The sequence below is a fragment of the Kribbella sp. genome (genome assembly GCF_035687465.1).
Lineage (GTDB): Bacteria > Actinomycetota > Actinomycetes > Propionibacteriales > Kribbellaceae > Kribbella.
Window position 1 is genome coordinate 1 of sequence record NZ_DASRXP010000631.1, and the last position, 17373, is coordinate 17373.

17 protein-coding genes are annotated in these 17373 nt (G+C 67.6%); 4 read left to right on the top strand and 13 right to left on the bottom strand.

The features are described 5' to 3' along the window. Positions 1–354: MmcQ/YjbR family DNA-binding protein (locus VFG33_RS33360; protein ID WP_325056989.1), on the top strand; the 354-nt coding region annotated here is incomplete at its 5' end. A 9-nt stretch (positions 355–363) separates the two neighbouring features. Here the strand turns inward: VFG33_RS33360 and VFG33_RS33365 are convergent. From VFG33_RS33365 to VFG33_RS33395, 7 genes are all read right to left on the bottom strand, one after another. Next, positions 364–1686, bottom strand: coding sequence for an FAD-binding oxidoreductase (locus VFG33_RS33365; RefSeq protein ID WP_325056990.1), 1323 nt, complete (start codon positions 1684–1686; stop codon positions 364–366). Between the two features lie 83 nt (positions 1687–1769). Beyond that, positions 1770–2714 carry an LLM class F420-dependent oxidoreductase gene (locus tag VFG33_RS33370; protein WP_325056991.1) on the bottom strand — a complete coding sequence of 315 codons (945 nt, stop codon included), beginning with the start codon at positions 2712–2714 and terminating at the stop codon, positions 1770–1772. After that, positions 2714–3463 (bottom strand): SDR family oxidoreductase, encoded by a 750-nt coding sequence (locus tag VFG33_RS33375; protein ID WP_325056992.1) that lies wholly within the window; start codon positions 3461–3463, stop codon positions 2714–2716. The genes VFG33_RS33370 and VFG33_RS33375 overlap by 1 nt, the downstream gene beginning before the upstream one ends. Before the next feature lie 8 nt (positions 3464–3471). After that, positions 3472–4155 (bottom strand): histidine phosphatase family protein, encoded by a 684-nt coding sequence (locus VFG33_RS33380; RefSeq protein WP_325056993.1) that lies wholly within the window; start codon positions 4153–4155, stop codon positions 3472–3474. Beyond that, positions 4156–5232 carry a phosphotransferase family protein gene (locus VFG33_RS33385; RefSeq protein WP_325056994.1) on the bottom strand — a complete coding sequence of 359 codons (1077 nt, stop codon included), beginning with the start codon at positions 5230–5232 and terminating at the stop codon, positions 4156–4158. Next, the gene (locus tag VFG33_RS33390; RefSeq protein ID WP_325056995.1) at positions 5232–6047 is read right to left on the bottom strand and encodes an SDR family NAD(P)-dependent oxidoreductase; all 816 of its coding nucleotides are present in this window, start codon (positions 6045–6047) and stop codon (positions 5232–5234) included. The genes VFG33_RS33385 and VFG33_RS33390 overlap by 1 nt, the downstream gene beginning before the upstream one ends. Continuing rightward, on the bottom strand, positions 6044–7276 hold the full coding sequence (locus VFG33_RS33395; protein WP_325056996.1) for an acyl-CoA dehydrogenase family protein: 1233 nt from the start codon (positions 7274–7276) through the stop codon (positions 6044–6046). Before VFG33_RS33395 ends, VFG33_RS33390 begins: the two co-directional genes overlap by 4 nt. Before the next feature lie 64 nt (positions 7277–7340). Between VFG33_RS33395 and VFG33_RS33400 the strand changes: the two genes are divergently transcribed. Further along, complete coding sequence (locus tag VFG33_RS33400; protein ID WP_325056997.1) at positions 7341–7928, top strand: TetR/AcrR family transcriptional regulator; 588 nt, start codon at positions 7341–7343, stop codon at positions 7926–7928. On the opposite strand, the gene VFG33_RS33405 is transcribed toward VFG33_RS33400, so the two are convergent. Further along, positions 7921–8931 (bottom strand): LacI family DNA-binding transcriptional regulator, encoded by a 1011-nt coding sequence (locus tag VFG33_RS33405; protein ID WP_325056998.1) that lies wholly within the window; start codon positions 8929–8931, stop codon positions 7921–7923. The genes VFG33_RS33400 and VFG33_RS33405 overlap by 8 nt on opposite strands. A gap of 132 nt (positions 8932–9063) precedes the next feature. Between VFG33_RS33405 and VFG33_RS33410 the strand changes: the two genes are divergently transcribed. Continuing rightward, positions 9064–10986: a discoidin domain-containing protein gene (locus VFG33_RS33410; RefSeq protein WP_325056999.1), complete on the top strand. Its 1923-nt coding sequence runs from the start codon at positions 9064–9066 to the stop codon at positions 10984–10986. On the opposite strand, the gene VFG33_RS33415 is transcribed toward VFG33_RS33410, so the two are convergent. Then, the gene (locus VFG33_RS33415) at positions 10969–12243 is read right to left on the bottom strand and encodes an amidase (protein ID WP_325057000.1); all 1275 of its coding nucleotides are present in this window, start codon (positions 12241–12243) and stop codon (positions 10969–10971) included. The genes VFG33_RS33410 and VFG33_RS33415 overlap by 18 nt on opposite strands. Positions 12244–12379: 136 nt before the next feature. On the opposite strand from VFG33_RS33415, the gene VFG33_RS33420 reads away from it, so the two are divergent. Further along, entirely contained in the window at positions 12380–12847 is a 468-nt protein-coding gene (locus VFG33_RS33420) for a GNAT family N-acetyltransferase (protein ID WP_325057001.1), read from the top strand. Position 12848: 1 nt separating this feature from the next. On the opposite strand, the gene VFG33_RS33425 is transcribed toward VFG33_RS33420, so the two are convergent. From VFG33_RS33425 to VFG33_RS33440, 4 genes are all read right to left on the bottom strand, one after another. Then, complete coding sequence (locus tag VFG33_RS33425) at positions 12849–14276, bottom strand: AAA family ATPase (RefSeq protein ID WP_325057002.1); 1428 nt, start codon at positions 14274–14276, stop codon at positions 12849–12851. A gap of 44 nt (positions 14277–14320) precedes the next feature. Beyond that, complete coding sequence (locus tag VFG33_RS33430) at positions 14321–14935, bottom strand: hypothetical protein (protein WP_325057003.1); 615 nt, start codon at positions 14933–14935, stop codon at positions 14321–14323. Positions 14936–15032: 97 nt separating this feature from the next. Continuing rightward, on the bottom strand, positions 15033–15818 hold the full coding sequence (locus VFG33_RS33435) for a hypothetical protein (RefSeq protein WP_325057004.1): 786 nt from the start codon (positions 15816–15818) through the stop codon (positions 15033–15035). A gap of 79 nt (positions 15819–15897) precedes the next feature. Beyond that, positions 15898–17319, bottom strand: coding sequence for a CCA tRNA nucleotidyltransferase (locus tag VFG33_RS33440; RefSeq protein ID WP_325057005.1), 1422 nt, complete (start codon positions 17317–17319; stop codon positions 15898–15900). Positions 17320–17373: the final 54 nt, after the last annotated feature.

Consider the following 17373-nt stretch of genomic DNA (forward strand, 5'->3'; position numbering starts at 1 on the left):
ACGGTCGAGCAAGGTGGCAGCGGAAATCCGGTCTACCAGGTCGGCGGCAAGTCGTTCGTGTTCTTCCGAACGCCCCGGCCCGACGCGTTCGACCCCGACACCGGGGAGCGGTACGACGACGTCATCGTGATCTGGGTCCCGACCGAGGACGACAAACTCGCCCTCGTCTCGGACGACGCCAACCCCTTCTTCACCACCCCGCACTTCGATGGTCACCTCTCCATCCTGGTTCGAGCCGGCCACCTCGGCGAGCTCTCCCAGCGGGAACTGGCTGAGGTGATCCAGGACGCCTGGCTCTCCCGGGCCTCGAAACGCCGCGCCACCACCTGGCTCGAATCCCAGCACCTCAGCTGAGGCGGCCTCTCACTCAGGCTCGGCGAGGACCGGGAAGTTGGCCCGGAAGACGTTCTCGGGGTCGCGGGTCCGCTTGAGCTCGCGCAGCCGGGTGAGAGCGTCGGCGGGGAAGGCTTGCGCGGCGGTATCTCCCCGTCCCAGGAAGGTGTAGGGCTTGCGCCCGCTGACGGCGTCTTCGACCGCGGCGACGATTTCGGCCTGCTTACCGGCGATGGCCGGGGCGAGTTGGGGGTTGAACGCGAAGCCGAGCAGGGTCATGAGATAGGGCCCGGACTGCTTCGCGCCGGCTCCCGTGTCAGAGCCGGCCCGGCCCAGCTCGCCGCCCAGATGCCGCACCTGGATGCCGGCCAACGGTTCGGTCGGCGCTGACACGAGGTACTCCGCCACGGCATCGTCCAGGCCGGTGAGGATTTCGGTGCGCGACATGATCGGCGAGGGGCCAGTGGGCTCGGCGGTGATGTCACCGAGAGCCGCCGTCGGCATCAGGTCCCGCTTGTCGGACATGACCCCGTCGATCTTGCCCAGCCCAGCCAGGAGGTGTTCCGCCTCGTGACGCTCGCCGAGGTAGGCGACGTCGAGGATGGCCATCGGCGGGACCTGCGGGACCTGGATCCGGGTGAACCAGACCGAGAGCTCGTGCGGCGCGTCGGAGGTCAGTTCACGGAACGCCGCGAACACCTCCGCGGCCTGCTGCACAGGCCAGGTGATCCGGCCGCCGTACAGGTTCGGTTCGGCGTACAGGCGGAACTCGAGGGCGGTCACCAGCGCGAAGTCACCACCGCCTCCACGCAGCGCCCAGAACAGGTCCGGATCGGACTCGGCGGTCACCCTTGATTGGTTGCCGTCAGCATCGACAATCTCGAGGGCCGTCACACTGTCCGCCGCCCGGCCGTACTTGCGGCTGAACCAGGACAAACCACCGCCGAGTGAGAAGCCGGCCACGCTGACTCCTGGTGCACTACCGGCCAACCCGGTCAGTCCGTGCTTGCCGGCTTCCTCCAGAACCCTCCCCCAGTTCGAGCCGGCGCCGACCCGGACCGAGCGTCGGTCCGGGTCGACCTCCACACTGTCCAATCGCTTCGTGCGGACCAGGATCAGGCCGTCGACATTGCCGCTCGCTCCGTGGCCCCTGGGCTGGACAGCCAGCCCGATGCCCGCCTGGCGGGCAAAGTCGACGAGGGTCGCGGCGTCGTCAGCATCGGCGATCTCGACGACTGCCGCCACTGGCTGGGCGACGGTCGTGTTCCAGGCCTTGGTCTCGTCGTCGAACCCGGCCTCGCCGGGCAGCCACACCTGCCCTCTGACAGCCTGCCGCAGATCAGTGTTCCCCATCTCTTCCTCCTGGCTCGGGACACGGCCGACGGATGCCGGCCATCCCTCACCTGACGAAGCAGACCGCGGAAACGTGACCTCGGTCAGGGGGCGAGGGCTCGGGCTGTCTCCAGGAGGTCGGTGCCGGTGGGGAGGGTGGCGATGATCGGGGTGTCGAGGCCGTTGGTGAGGTAGTCGTTGATCTGGGCACGGCAGTCGGCGGCTGTGCCGTGGACGATCAGGTCGTCGATCACTGATACCGGGACGGCGGCCATGGCGGCATTGCGGTCGCCGGCGGCCCAGGCGTCGCGCATCTCCTTCAGGGCTTCGCCGCGGCCGAGCCAATCGTGGAAGGCGGCGTAGCCGGGGACCGTCAGGTAGGTCGCGATCAGGAAGCGGCCGATATTGCGGGCCATCTCGGCGTCCTCGGTGACGCAGACGAAGATCCTCGCGGCCAGCTCCTTCTCGTCGCCGAGTTCGGCGCGAACCTGCCGGACATCGGAGGCGGAGAGCCAGTTGGTGATCGCGCCGTCCGCCTCTCGCGCGGCCAGTCGCAGCATCTGCGGCCGGAGCGCCGCGAGCATGATCGCCGGCGGGATGTCAGGCGCCTTCTCCAGGCGGAACCGGTTGATCGTGAAGCTGTCGAACGTCCCGTCGACCTTCTCCCCGGCGAGTGCCTGGCGCAGGAAACGCAGTACGTCGCGGGTGCGGGCCAGTGGCGGGTCGTAGGCGATGCCGTTCCAGCCGGTGACGATGGTCTCCGACGAGGCGCCGATACCGAGCACGAACCGCCCGGGCGCGAGGTCCGCGAGCGCCGCCGCACTCATCGCGAGCGCCGCCGGCCCCCGCGTGTGCACCGGTACTACGGCCGTCCCCAGGCGAAGCTGGTCATCCCATTCGGAGGCGAGCACCAACGGTGTGAAGGCGTCAGCACCGGCCACCTCGGCCGACCACAGATCCGTGTAACCCAGCGAGGCGAGCTCCTGAACGAGCCCTCGGTGGTCCCGCAGCGGAACCCCGGTGAGCGGAACTGTCAGACCCCAGCGCATCAGACCATCCTCTTCAGCAGCGGCAGTGGTGCGTACCGCATCACTCTGGCCAGCGGCACCCACGGCCACCTGGGAACGTACGCCTTCGCCTTCTCGGCCTCGATCGCGGCCACCATCGCACGGACACCGGGCACGGTGTCGGCTATCAGCGGCGTGTTCGCCACGTCCTCGTTCAGCTCCGTCCGGATGTAGCCCGGGTAGATCGCGCTCACCTTGATCGGTTTGCCCAGCAACTCCAGCTGCAGACCTTCCGCGAGGGACGCGACAGCGGCCTTCGTCGCGGCGTACGTGGTCACCGCCTTCGGCAGACCGCGGAGCCCCGCGATCGACGAGATGAGCACCAGATGTCCCGCGTTCCGCGCCCGGAACAGCTCCATCGCGGCTTCGGCCTGGGCGAGTGCGGCGACGAAGTTCGTCATCGCGGTCTCCAGGTTCGCGTCGAACCGGCCGCTGCCGAGCGGGGCGCCCTTGCCGATGCCGGCGTTCACGATCACGCGGTCGAGCCCGCCGTCCAGTTCGGTGTCAGCCAGCCGGAACACCTCGAACACCTGCTCGTGGTCGGTCACATCCAGCGGATGCGTGATGACGGTGATCCCCGGGTGCCTGGCGGTCAGTTCGTCCTGCAGCGCCTTCAGCCGGTCCTCGCGGCGGGCGGTCAGCGCCAGGTTGTGGCCCTTGGCAGCGAACTGCCTCGCCATCTCCTCGCCGAGCCCGGCACTCGCCCCGGTGATCAGGATGTTGCGTCGCATGGAGAGTCCTATCTGTACGACAGCAGGTCGGTGCCGTCCAGGTGCGCGTGGTCGTTGAAGCTGATCAGCGTCAATCCACTGCGGCCTGACACGAGCTTGGTGATGCCGGTGTTGATGGTGACAGGGTTGAGCTTGAGCCACAGGTCGTCGCCGCCGGACAGCAACCTGCTGACCACGGCCGCGATCGGACCACCCGACGTGAACACCACGGCGGTTTCCCCCTTGCCCAGCCGAGCCGCAGTACGCCGTACTGCGTCTTCGGACCGGCCGGCGAAATCCGCGAAGCTCTCGGAGTACCCGTCACCGTCGCTGCGTGTCCACCGTTCGGTCGCCTCGCCGAACATCTCCTGGAACGCCCGGGTCGGATGACCGGTCCGGGCCAGATCGGCCAGCAGGACTGCACGACGCTTGTACGCCGGTTTGTACGCCACGATCACCTGGTCGTGGTCGAACTCGTTGAACCCCTCATCGACCGCCACTTCCGAAGGCAGCCCGGCGGTCTCCAACGCGATGCTCGCCGTCCGGGCATGCCGCTGCATGGCCCCGGCGACAACGACGTCAGGCTTTACCTCGCGGGTGGTTAGGGCCTCGCCCAGCCGGACGGACTGGCGTTCGCCGAGCGCGGAGAGCCGGTCGTAGTCGCCGTGGCCGAAGGAGGCCTGCGCGTGCCGGACCAGATAGATCGCTCCCACTCAGCGGCCGATGATCCGGCGGCAGCGCCGCTCGAGCAGGTTGACGGGCAGCCAGAGGTTCTTGAAGCGGGGATTGTGGGTCTGCTTGTGGTGATAGCGGTAGTAGATCTGCTGGCAGATCACGGCGAGCTTGAACAAACCGAAGACCTCGTAGAACTTCCAGTTCGCCGGCTCGAGCCCTGTTTTCTCGCAGTAGTAGCGGACGATCTCGTCCCGGCTGATCATGCCCGGCAGATCGGACGGCTGCAGCCGGAACCGCCGGAACGCCCAGTCGTCGTCGGCCTGGACCCAGTAGGCGAGCGCACTGCCCAGGTCCATCAGCGGATCGCCGAGCGTCGCGAGCTCCCAGTCGAGGACGCCGACCACGTCGAGCGGGTTCTCCGGCCCGAGCACCACGTTGTCGAGCCGGAAGTCGTTGTGGATCACGCACGTCCGGACGTCGGGCGGCCGGTTCGCCTCCAGCCAGGCCATCACCTTGTCGAAGCTCGGCACGTTCCAGGTCTTCGCCTTGCCGTAGCGGCCGGACCAGCCGAATACCTGGCGTTCGACGTACCCGTCACCACGGCCGAGATCGGCGAGACCGGCCTCGGCGGGGTCGACCTGATGGAGGTCGATCAGGGTGTCGATCAAGGCGTAGCAGAGCTCACGGGTCTGCTCGGGCGTCAGGTCGACGCCGAGCTCGGAGCGTCGCGGGATGGTGCCGGCGATCCGCTCCATCACGTAGAACTCGGAGCCGAGTACAGCCTCGTCATTGCAGTAGGCAACCATCTTCGGGACGTGCGGGAAGACCGGTGCGAGCTGTGCCTGGATCTTGTACTCGCGGCCCATGTCGTGCGCGCTCTTCGCCTTCGTCCCGACCGGCGGTCGGCGCAGAATCAGATCGTGATCCGAGTAGCGCAGCAGATAGGTCAGGTTGGACGCCCCGCCAGAGAACTGCTGAACCTCAGGCAACCCCTCAGGCACCACACTCTGCGTCCTCAACCACGCATCCACAGCACCCACGTCAAAGGCATCCTCCTCCCGAACCCCCCGCGCCCCGTCCACCGCGCCGGTCTTCGCGCGCTCGCCTTCGCCCATCACCGCTCGCCGGCCACCCGACTCTGCTCTGCCGCAGTCGCGTCGGCGCGCTCGCGGGCGCGGGCTGCGATCTTGCGCATTTGGCGGTCGTAGAGTGGGCGGGCGAAGCGTTTGGTGCGCCAGGCAAGGAGTGCAGGACGGTCCGGGATGATCAGGAACTGCTTCTTCTTGATCCCGGCGAGTACGCCGATGGCGACGTCGTCCGCGGTCCGGGGCGACTTCTCGATCAGCCTGCGCGCGGTCGCACCCATGTCCGTGTCATCGCCCTGGATCGAGTCCGCCAGATTGGTCCGGAAGAACGACGGGCAGACGACCGACACGCTCACGCCGTACGGGTGTAACTCGTGCGACAGCGTCTCCGACAGCGCGACCACGCCGGCCTTGACCGTGTTGTACGAGCTCATCATCGGCGGGTGCACCAGCCCGGCCGCCGACGCGGTATTGACGATGTGCCCGGACCGCTGCGCCTTGAACATCGGCGTGAACGCGCGGCATCCCCGCACCACCCCCATCAGGTTGATGTCGACGACCCGGTCCCACTCGTCCAGCGACTCGACCTCGATCCGCCCACCGGTGGCGATCCCGGCGTTGTTCACCAGGATGTCGAGCCCGCCCCAGTTCTCCGCGCACCAGGCGACCGCCGCCGCCCAGTCATCGACACTCCTGACGTTCAACTGCCGGTACTGCGTGCCGTCGGGCCCGGGTGACTCCGCCGCGACGTCGGTCCGTAGTACCTGGTGGCCATCGGCAACGAACCGGTCGACCAGAGCGGCACCGAGTCCGCTGGCCGCACCGGTGACGAGAACCTTGCTCACTTCGACTCCTGGGTGTACTTGGCGAGCTCGATCTTGGCGACCACTCCACGGTGCACCTCGTCCGGCCCGTCCGCCAGCCGCAGGGCCCGGGCACCTGTCCAGGCCGCGGCCAGCGGGTAGTCGTCGGACAGCCCGCCACCGCCGTGCAACTGGATCGCCATGTCGATCACATCCTGCGCCATCCGCGGCACCGCCACCTTGATCTGGCTCACCTCGCTCAGCGCGCCGGCCAGGCCCTTGGTGTCCAGCAGGTAGGCCGTCTGCAGGACCAGCAACCGGGCTTGGTTGATCGCGATCCGGGCGTCGGCGATCCGCTCGCGGTTGCCGCCGAGGTTGACCAGCGGCTTGCCGAACGCGGTCCTGCTGGTGCCGCGCTGCAGGGCCAACTCGAGCGACTTCTCCGCGAGGCCGATCAGGCGCATGCAGTGGTGCACGCGACCCGGTCCGAGCCTGCCCTGCGCGATCTCGAAGGCGCGACCGGGTCCGACCAGGATGTTCGAGGCAGGGACCCGGACGTCGGTGAAGCTGACCTCCCCGTGCCCGTGCGGCTGGTCGTACTGGTTCATCGCGGAGAGCATCCGCTCGACCTTGACGCCGGGGGTACTGCGCGGGACCAGGACCATGGTGTGGCGCGCGTACCGATGGGCTTCGGGGTCGGTGAGGCCCATGAAGATGAGCAGTTCGCAGTCCGGGTGGCCGACGCCGGTGCTCCACCACTTTCTGCCGTTCAGGACGACCTCGTCACCGTCGACGATCGCGGTGGCGGCCATGTTGGTGGCGTCCGACGAGGCGACGTCGGGCTCGGTCATGCAGAAGGCGGAGCGGATCGTGCCGTCCAGCAGGGGTTCCAGCCAGCGCTGCTTCTGCTCGGCATCGCCGTAGCGGAGCAGCACCTCCATGTTGCCGGTGTCGGGCGCGTTGCAGTTGAACACGTACGGCGCGATGAAGGACCGGCCGGTCAGCTCGGCGATCGGCGCGTAGTCGAGGTTGGACAGCCCCTCGCCGTACTGCTCGTTGCCGTGCTCGGCAGGTGGCAGGAAGAGATTCCACAGACCGGCCTTCCGGGCCTTGGCCTGCAGTTCCTTGAAGGCGGGCTGCGGCTGCCAAGGATCCTCGGCCGCGCGAGTGGCGGCGTGGATCTCGGGCTCGACCGGCTCGATCTCGGTCCGGAGGAACTCCTCGACCTGCGCGATCAACTCCTGCGCCCTGGCGGACGGCTCGAACCCCATTAGCTCGCTCCTAACGCTCGACTTCCCTTGACGTTAGCGCAGTTACTGAGCAATGCTCAATAGCATGCGTCAGAGGCTCCCCGCCGAGGATCGGCGCCGGCAGTTGGTCGGCATCGGGCTGATGATGCTGCGGAACCGCCCGATCCACGAGCTGTCGATCGACGCCGTCGCGGAGGAGGCCGGGATCTCGCGGGGACTGTTGTTCCACTACTTCCCGACCAAGCGGGACTTCTACATCGCGGTGATCAGTGCCGCCGGGCGGCGATTGTTGCGGGTGACGAAGCCAGATCCGACGCTGCCGCCGGACGAGCAACTCCGGCAGATGCTGCTCGCGTTCGTCGCCTTCGTCAGCCGCCGACGCGACTCGTACATCTCGTTCGTTCGCGGCGCGGCAGGCGGGGACAACTACGTCGTCGAGGTGTACTCCGAGACGCGGGCCAGCCTGACTGCGCGGGTGCTCGATCTGCTGGGTGAGTCGACAGTCGACCAACCAGCCTCCCCGGTCCGACTCACTGTCCACGCGTGGTTGGCCTACGTGGAGGACCTGGCGATCGAATGGTCAGGTCTGCCGGTGGACGATCGGCCGTCGTCTCCTGAGGAGCTGGTCGACCACTCGATCGCCGCATTGACGACCCTCCGCAGGCTCAGCTGACGGACGCCGTCGAGCCGCGGACTATGAGTTCGGTGGCTAGTTCTATGTGAAGGGCCTCGAGGTCGTGGCGGTCCAGCAGACGGGTGAGCAGGCTTACTGCCATTCGGCCCATCTCCTGCAAAGGCTGGCGCACTGTGGTGAGTGCCGGTGAAGTCGCGCGGCTCACGTCGATGTCGTCGAAGCCGGCGATGGACAGATCCGTTGGGACCGCGAGGCCGCGCTCAGCGGCCGCCTGCAACGCGCCGACTGCGGCCTTGTCGTTAAAGGCGACCAGAGCCGTCGGGCGCTGAGGAAGATCCAGCAGCTCGGCCGCCGCGCGATAACCCTGCTCCGTGGTTGGTTCGACGTACCGGACCACGCTGGGGTCAGGGAGGATGCCGCCGTCGGCGAGCGCGGCGGCGTGCCCACTCAGTCTGGCGTCGCTGGCCAGCCACTCCCGTGGTCCGGCGATCACTCCGATGCGGCGGTGTCCGAGCTCGACCAGATGGGCGGAGACCTGGCGGGCGCCGGAGAAGTGCGCAGCTGAGACGGACGCGATGTCCCGGGGCAGGGCGGTCCGCGGATCGACCACCACCAAGGGGAAGCGGCGGGCTCGCAGCCGGACGAGTTCGTCGCTCGACTCCGGCGGCAGGATCAGGATCGCGCCGCCGATCGCCGGGTCGCCGGCCACCCGCGACAGCACCTGGGTGTGCTGAGCGGCCTCGCCCGCGCTCAGGATCAACTGCCGGCCATGGCGATCGAGGGTCTCGGCGATCGAGGACACGATCAGGCCGAAGTAGTCCGTCAGCACGTACGGGCAGCGCACGTAGACCGCCCCCGCCGCGGGTTTCGGGAGGCCGCCGCGCGGGCCGGGAGCGAGAGTGCCGAGGCGCTCGACCGCCTGCTCGACGAGCTCGCGCGTCTGCGGCGCCACGTTGCCGGCCTGGTTCAGCACCCGGGAGACCGTCGCGATCGAGACGCCGGTCTCCGCCGCGAGGTCCCGGACGGTGACTCGCCTAGGCATTTGTTACACCTACTTGTTTCACGACCGGCAGCCTAGCTTCAGTCTTGACAGTTGACCAGAGCGGCGGTTTTCTGGCGATTGATGTGTCGCACTTTGTTCCATTTGTTACATCCCGCCTGGTGAGGAGCACGAATGAGAAGACATGCGGTGGGCGCGACCCTTGCGGTGTCCGCCTTAGTGGCCACGGGACTGGTGCCCGGGGCCGAGGCGGTGGGACCGGACGGCCGGAGTACCGGCGTCCAGGCGAAGGTGTGGGTGACGACGCCGGACCGGGCCGAGTTGCTGCATGAGCGTGCGCCGGTGGCCTTTGCCAAGGGCAGCAGCACGCAGACGACAATCACGGTCGACCCGAAGACGAAGTACCAGACGATGGACGGCTTCGGTGCCTCCATCACGGACTCGTCGGCAGACGTGCTCTACCAGTTGAGCCCGGTGCAGCGGGACAAGACCATGCGGTCGCTGTTCGACCCGAAGCAGGGCATCGGGGTGAGTTTCCTCCGGCAGGTCGTCGGTTCGTCCGACTTCACCGCGGAGCCCGCGCACTACACGTACGACGACGTACCGGCCGGGCAGACCGACTTCAGCCTGAAGCACTTCAGCATCGCGCACGATCAGAAGGAGATCCTGCCGTTGCTGCGCCGGGCGAAGCAGCTCAATCCCTCGCTGAAGGTGATGGCGACCCCGTGGAGTCCGCCCGCTTGGATGAAGACCGGCGATTCCCTGGTCGGTGGGCGACTCAAGGACGACCCGGCTGTCTACAACGCCTACGCGCGCTACCTGGTGAAGTTCGTCAAGGCGTACACGGCTGCCGGCGTACCGGTCGACTTCCTGTCGGTGCAGAACGAGCCGCAGAACCGCAAGCCGAGCGGCTACCCGGGCACGGACATGCCGGTGCGCCAGCAAGCCGCGGTGATCGAGGCACTCGGCCCGATGCTGCGTGCGGCCAGCCCGCGAACGAAGATCCTCGGCTACGACCACAACTGGACCACCCATCCCGGCGACGTCGCGAGCACTCCGCCCGGCGAGGACCCGGAGACGGACTACCCGTACCAGCTGCTCAGTACTCCGGCCGCCAAGTGGATCGCCGGTACGGCGTACCACTGCTACTCCGGCGACCCGAGTGCGCAGACCGCACTGCACCAGACCTTCCCGGAGAAGGGGATCTGGTTCACCGAGTGCTCCGGCTCGCACGGGCCGAATGACACGCCCGAGCAGATCTTCCGCGGCACGCTGACCTGGCACGCCCGCACCTTGATGCTCGGCACCACCCGCAACTGGGCGAAGTCCGTCGTGAACTGGAACATCGCGCTGGACTCCACCGGCGGTCCGCACAACGGCGGCTGCGACACCTGCACCGGGCTGGTCACGCTGCAGACCGACGGCAGCGTCACCACGGATGCGGAGTACTACACGATCGGGCACCTGTCGAAGTTCGTGAAGCCGGGCGCGGTGCGGATCGGCAGTACGTCGTACGGCACGACCGGGTGGAACGGCCAACTCATGTCGGCCGCCTTCCGTAACCCGGACGGCTCCACCGCGCTGTTGGTGCACAACGAGAACGACGAGCCGCGGAGCTTCGCGGTGGCGGTCGGCGACCAGTCCTTCGAGTACACGTTGCCCGGCGGTTCAATCGCGACCTACGTCTGGTCGCGGTCGCTGGACAGCCTGCAGCCGGTCTCACTGGCCGGTGCCACGGCAACGGCCTCGACTGCAGCAGACACTGCGGCATTGGCGATCGATGCCGACGGTTCGACGCTGTGGACGACCAAGCAGGCCCAGGCCGCCGGTCAGTACCTGCAGGTGGACCTCGGGACCGCGCGCTGGTTCCGGCGGGTCGCTCTCGACAGTGGCGGCAACCTCGGCGACTACGCGGCCTCGTGGCAACTCGCGTACAGCAACGACGGCACCACGTGGCGACCGCTGACCAGCGGGACCTCCAAGGGCCAACTCACGAACGTAGACGTCGCTCCTACCCGGGCCCGCTACGTCCGCATCACCTCCACCGGGGCCAGCGACCACTGGTGGACGCTCGCCGATCTACGCCTTTACAGCTGACTCGATCCAGGCCGCCGCTGCGGCGGCGGCCTGGTTGTCAACGGCAAGGATCTGCAGTCCTACGGGCAGGCCCGTGGTCGGCAGCGGCACGGTGAAAGCGGGATGCCCGGTCAGGTTGGCGAGGCGTGTGTTCTTGAGCAACTGCGCCCGTACTGCGCCCGCTCCGGCCGGGTCCACTACCGCTGCGATAGGTGGAGCCACAGTAAGGACTGTCGGCAGCAGTACTGCGTCCACCTGGTTGAGCAGGTCGCCAACGGTCGCCGTGATCCCGGCTACTGCCTGCCGAGCCTTCACATAGCGCCAACCCGGTACGTCCGCCGCCTCCCGCAACCTCATCTGGACGTCGGGTTGGTAGGCGAAGGTGTCTCGCCCGGCATGGACCGCGGCTGCCTCGGGTCCCTGCAAGTCGATCGCCGTCTGGTTGGACGTGGCCCAGTCCGGAAGCTCCACGTCGACCAGGTCGGCCCCGGACGCCTCCAGCCGGGCCAGAGCCGCGGACCAGACTTGGCCTACTTCTGCGGAGTAGTCGAGATGCTCCGCATTGACGACTACGCCCAGCCGCGGCGGCGTAGTACGGGCTGGTGCTGGTTCGCCGCCGGAGAGGGCATTGACTGCGTAGAGAGCGTCGGCGACGGAGGTGGTGAGTACGCCGACGCGGTCCAGGCTCTGTGCCAGTGGGAAGACGCCGTCGGTGGACAGGGTGTCCCGGGTGGGCATGTAGCCGACTGCGCCGCACAGTGCTGCGGGGATGCGGACAGAGCCGGCCGTGTCCGTGCCGATCGCCAGTGGAACCACGCCACCGCCCACAGCCGCTCCGGCACCTGCGCTGGAACCACCGGTCAGCCTGGAAGGGTCGTGCGGGTTCCGGCACGGCCCGACCCGGTTGGACGTGCCGGTGCATCCGTAGGCGAACTCGTGGCTGTGGCTGAGGCCGATGATCACCGCGCCGGCTTCTCTCAGCCGGCGGACGACCTCCGCGTCGCAGGTCGCGATCCCGTCCATCGACGCGGAGCCGCAGCGGTACGGCAGACCTTCGACCTCGATGATCTCCTTCACCAGTACGGGGATGCCCGCCAGCGCACCTTGCTTGGAGGAACGCAGGTGCCGGGCCACGCGGCGAGCACCCTCGACGTCCAGGTGGACGACGGCGTTCAGCTCGGCCGTCTCCTCGGCCCGTCGCAAGGCCTGCTCGACCAGGTCGACCGGATCCAGCTCACCCGCACGGACAGCCGCCGCGATCTCCTCCAGAGACTTCACCGACACATCAGAGCACGTCGAGTGTGGAGACCTCAGCGCGACCTGTCTGAGACACCGGGTAGACCTCACTGTCCCCCGGAAACCCGGAGAGGAAAGCGAAACAGCAGCGTCACCGCCGATTGCTAACGTCCGCACCATGACCGATGGGGTGGAAGTGATGGAGGGTGTCGAGCTCCGGCCGGCCACCCGGACCGACCCGGCCGTCGTCGCACTGACGACCGCCCAGCAGGCCGAACTGGCCGCGATCTACGGCGACGACCAGCCGCTGGTCACCCTGCACCCCGACATCGAGTTCATCGTCCTGCTCGTCGACGGCACCCCCACCGGCTGCGTCGGCCTGCAACCGATCAGCGCAGGCCTGGGCGAGATCAAGCGCATGTACGTCGAACCGTCCTCCCGCGGCTGGGGCCTGTCCCGCCTACTCCTCACCTCGGTGGAATCCCAAGCCCTCACCCAAGGCCTAACCACCCTCCGCCTTGAAACCGGCACCCAGCAACACCAGGCTCTCGCCCTCTACACCCGCCACGGCTACACCCCCATCCCGCCCTACCCGCCCTTCGAAACCGAACCCGCCTCCCGCTGCTTCGCGAAGGAACTGGACTAGCTCATCCGTAGAGCTGCTCGAGTCCTATGGTGAGGACGGCCGGATCGATGTCCGGCGCGAAACCCGCTCCGCTGTAGCAAGCGAGCACGGTGTCGCTGGTGTCGTAGTCGTGGGCCAAGATCTCCTTGGCCCGGCGCAGACGATCGACATGCCTCTGATCCATCACGTCGCCCCACTTCGCCTCCCCCAGCGAGAGAATCCTCCGCCGCTCACCGGGAACTGCCGCCGCAAGCACGACCATGTCGATCTCGATCTGCCCGCGCCGCGTGCGGTCCGACACCACACCCGCGCCGATCTCGCCTGGAAGCTCGCCGAACAGCGCCGGTGGAGCAAGCATCGCGAAGTCCCGGCACACCTGCTCGAAGTGCGGCCCTGCCACCTGGGCGGAGAACCGCGACCTGGCCGCCTCCCACACGTTCTGAGCGCGGCCACTCTCGAGCAGACCCCATTGCGGGCGCATCACCACCTGATAGAAGACGACCAGCGGCTCGGCCACTTGATAGACGGATCTCCCCGGCCGGAACACATCCTGTTGCCGTCGCAACAAGCCACTGTCCTCGAGGACAACCAGATGATGGCCGATGTCCGTGGCCTTGCGGCCGATGTAGTTCGCGATCCCGCCACGCGTGCTGTTGCCGTTGGCAACGGCTGCCAGGACGGAGTGGTAGAGCGCGGCGTCCCTGACCTCCATCTCCTCCTCGAGCAGGTAACGCGCCTCCCGGAAGAGAGGACTGGCCGGACTCAGCACCGTTCTCAGCAACCAGTCGTCGAACCGGTCGACCGAGTCGGGGCCGTCACCATTCACGAACCCTCGGTAGGCCGGCGTCCCGCCAACCACGGAGTGCAGTAGTACGGCCAGCTTGGGATCCTCTACCTCCCAGAACTCGCGCGCCAGCCGATAGTCGAACGGCTTGACGACCAACTCGAGAGTCGCACGACCGCGAAGGGGAGCGGTGCCTGACAACAGCCCGCCCATCACCGACATCACAGATCCGCAGAGCAGTAGCTTGACATCCTGACCTGCGGTGGCCGCCCGATCGATCTCCCGCTGGAAGATTGAAGGCAGAGCCGGTGACACCTTGCTGAGGTAGGGAAACTCATCGATCACCAGCGGACCCGCTGAGCCGGGCAGGGCGAAGAGGTATCTGACGGCCTCGTCCCAACTGTCGAATCGTAGCGGTGACGGCGTCCCGATATGCGTACTCAGAGCGGCCGCGAACAACGCGAGCGACTCGGTCTCCATGGCCTCCGTCGCACCGAAGTAGAGGCCATTGAACTGCTCTGCGAGCGACTCGACCAGGTAGGTCTTCCCTTGCCGCCGTCTGCCGCTGATCACGCCCAGCTGAGGTCGCCCGTGTGATCCCGCTGCGAATCTGGACAGGTGACCCCACTCAGCGTCTCTGGCAAAGATCCGCTCTGGTTTCTCCATGTTATAACTGTACTTATAATAAACGTACTTATACAATTGCGCGTTCAGGCCAGGTCGAGGACGAGGTCCTGGCCGTCGCGGTGGAAGCCGACCTTGGTGAGGTAGGAGGCTGAGTCGCGCATTCGGCGGGGTGCCACGACCTGGCGGAAGCCGTGGTCGGTGAAGACGTCGCTACGGCGGAAGACGAACTCGCCGGGGGTGAAGTCCCGATACTTCGGCAGCACGTAGTCCAGGTCGATCTGGGCCCGCCCGTCACCGGCGTCGTGGGCTAGGACCACCCCGACTGTGCGGTCGCCCAACTGGACCAGGAACGCGTACGAGCTCCGCGCCGGGGTGTAGTCGGGGTTGAAGCTGCTGATGTCCTTCAGGTGCGACGACAACACGTACCCGAGATAGGCGTCGGTCGGGTTGACCTCCAGGACGGCGTACTCCGCGTCGTCGTGGCGGTGCCGGAGCAACCGGTAGAGGTGCACCACGTTGATCACCGCGAGCACGGCGTTCATGCCGACCATCGGCCAGACCTCGATCGCCAGGTTGAAGCCGACCAGGACCACGCAACCGATCAGGTTCAGCAGCCGCAACCGCAGGATCCGGGTCTGCAGCAACGACACCACGACCAGCGCCGACCCGCCCCACCCGATGATGCTCCAGATATCCACGCCGCGAGACTAGACCAGCCAGGCGAGTGGACTGATCCGTTCAGACGCGGGATGTGAGGCGATTGACCAGGCGCCGGCTTGCCACCTGATGCCGAAATCAGCCGTCGCCACCGCCACCGCCACCGCCGTCCCCGCCGCCGAAATCACCGCCACCACCGAAGTCACCCCCTCCGCCGGAGTCGAACCCATCGCCCCCGCCACCTGCGGACCAATCGCCCCAGCCGCCGATCACGCCGGCCTGGCTCTCGAAGGCGGCCATCGCGATGTAGGTGGCGCCCACGCCGCTCGCGAAGTACCCCGCCCCGTACGGCGCGACCGCTGCACCCGCCTCCCAGTAGGGCACCCGGCGCCCGGAGTACCGGACATAGCGAACCTCTGGCTCCTCGTGCGCCTTCAACCGGGCGGCATCCTGAGCGCAAGCCGGCACTGTCCGGGTGCCGTGCGCGGGTTGGGTCCACAGCACGTCGGTGGTGGACGGTCCGTGCTGCGGGTTGAAGAAGCAGGGCACCCGCCGCTCCGGTACCGCATCGCCGGCCACCCGGGCCCGGACGCAGACGATCGCGTACCGGCCGGTCGCCAGCGTGTCGGTGACAGTACTGATCGCCTCGGCCTTGGTGATCCCGCGGACCGAGCGCTGGGCCGACTCATACGCATCCAGCCCGCGCTGATAGTCGAGCCGCGCATCGGCATCCAGGGTGCGGCCGTCGACCAGTTCCCCCAGCCGGCTGAGCTCCTCGCCGAGCAGTGTGACGTCCTCGTCCGCCAGCCGCCTGATCTGCTCGAGCTCCCCGGCATCCGCCCGCCTGGCCGCACGCCGGTCCCACAGGAACCGCCCGGCCAGCGCCACCCCACCCCCACCCAGCACCGCCACCAACCACAACATCTACCGACGGTACCGCCGAAAGTTCCCCCTGAGGAGCGCCCATCACCGACCGATGTTCACCCCGCTGCCACGCCGTGAATCAGGAGCGCGAGGACCACCAGGTGAGGAGTTCTTGGCGGGCTCGGGCTTCGCCTAGGGGGCCGTGGTCCATGCGGAGTTCCATCAGGAACTTGTAGGCCTCGCCGACGTCGCGGCCGGGGCCGATGCCGAGGATTTCCATGATCTGGTTGCCGTCCAGGTCCGGGCGGATCGAGTCCAGTTCCTCTTGTTCCTGCAGGCGCGCGATCCGCGTTTCCAGATCGTCGTACGCCGACCGCAGTGCTTCTGCCTTGCGTCGGTTCCGCGTGGTGCTGTCCGCTCTGGTGAGGACGTGCAGCCGGCCGAGGAGCTCGCCGGCGTCGCGGACGTACCGGCGTACGGCGGAGTCGGTCCACTCACCGGTTCCGTAGCCGTGGAAGCGCAGGTGGAGCTCGACCAGCTTGCTCACCTGGTCGATCTGCTCGTTGCTGAACCGCAACGCCTTCATCCGCTTGCGGGTGAGCTTGGCGCCGACCATGTCGTGATGGTGGAACGTCACCTTGCCGTCACCCTCGAACTTCCGGGTCTTCGGCTTGCCGATGTCGTGGATCAGCGCGGCGAACCGCACCACGAAGTCGGGCACCGGGACGCCGAGGCGTGGTTCCAGGTCGATCGCCTGCTCGAGCACGGTCAGCGAGTGCTCGTACACGTCCTTGTGCCGGTGGTGTTCGTCCAGTTCGAGCCGCAGCGCGGGCAATTCAGGCAGCACGTACTCGGCCAGGCCGGTGGAGACCAGCAGGTCGAGCCCGGTCCTCGGGTGGTCCGAGCAGACCAGCTTGATCAGTTCGTCGCGGACCCGCTCGGGGGACACGATCGTGATCCGCTCGGCCATCGCCGTCATCGCCGCCACCACGGCCGGGTCCGGGGTGAAGCCCAGCTGGGCGGCGAACCGGGCCGCCCGCATCATCCGCAGCGGGTCGTCGGAGAACGAGTCCTCGGGCGATCCCGGCGTCCGGATCACCTTGTTCGCGACGTCCGCCCGCCCGCCGAACGGGTCGACGAAGGTGTGCGACGGCAGCAGTACCGCCATCGCGTTCATCGCGAAGTCGCGCCGGGCCAGATCCCCCTCGAGGCTGTCGCCGTACTCGACCGCGGGCTTGCGTGAGGTGGAATCGTAGGACTCTGACCGATAGGTGGTGATCTCCAGAACCCAATCGCCCTTACGGCACCCGATGGTGCCGAAGGCCTTGCCGATGTCCCAGACGTGGTCGGCCCAGCCGGCCAGCAGTCGCTCGACGGCGTCGGGACGGGCCGAGGTGGCGAAGTCGAGATCCTTGCTCCCCCGGTCGAGGAGAATGTCCCGGACAGGACCTCCGACCAGCGCGATCTCGTGCCCGGCGGCATCGAAGCGGGCACCGAGCTCATCGACCACCGGCGCGATCTCTAGCAACGACTGGACACCTTTCCGCTGTACCGCGGACAACGATCCAGGGGAGGCCGAGCGGTCAGGAGTAGAAGACACAGGACACTAGGTTAC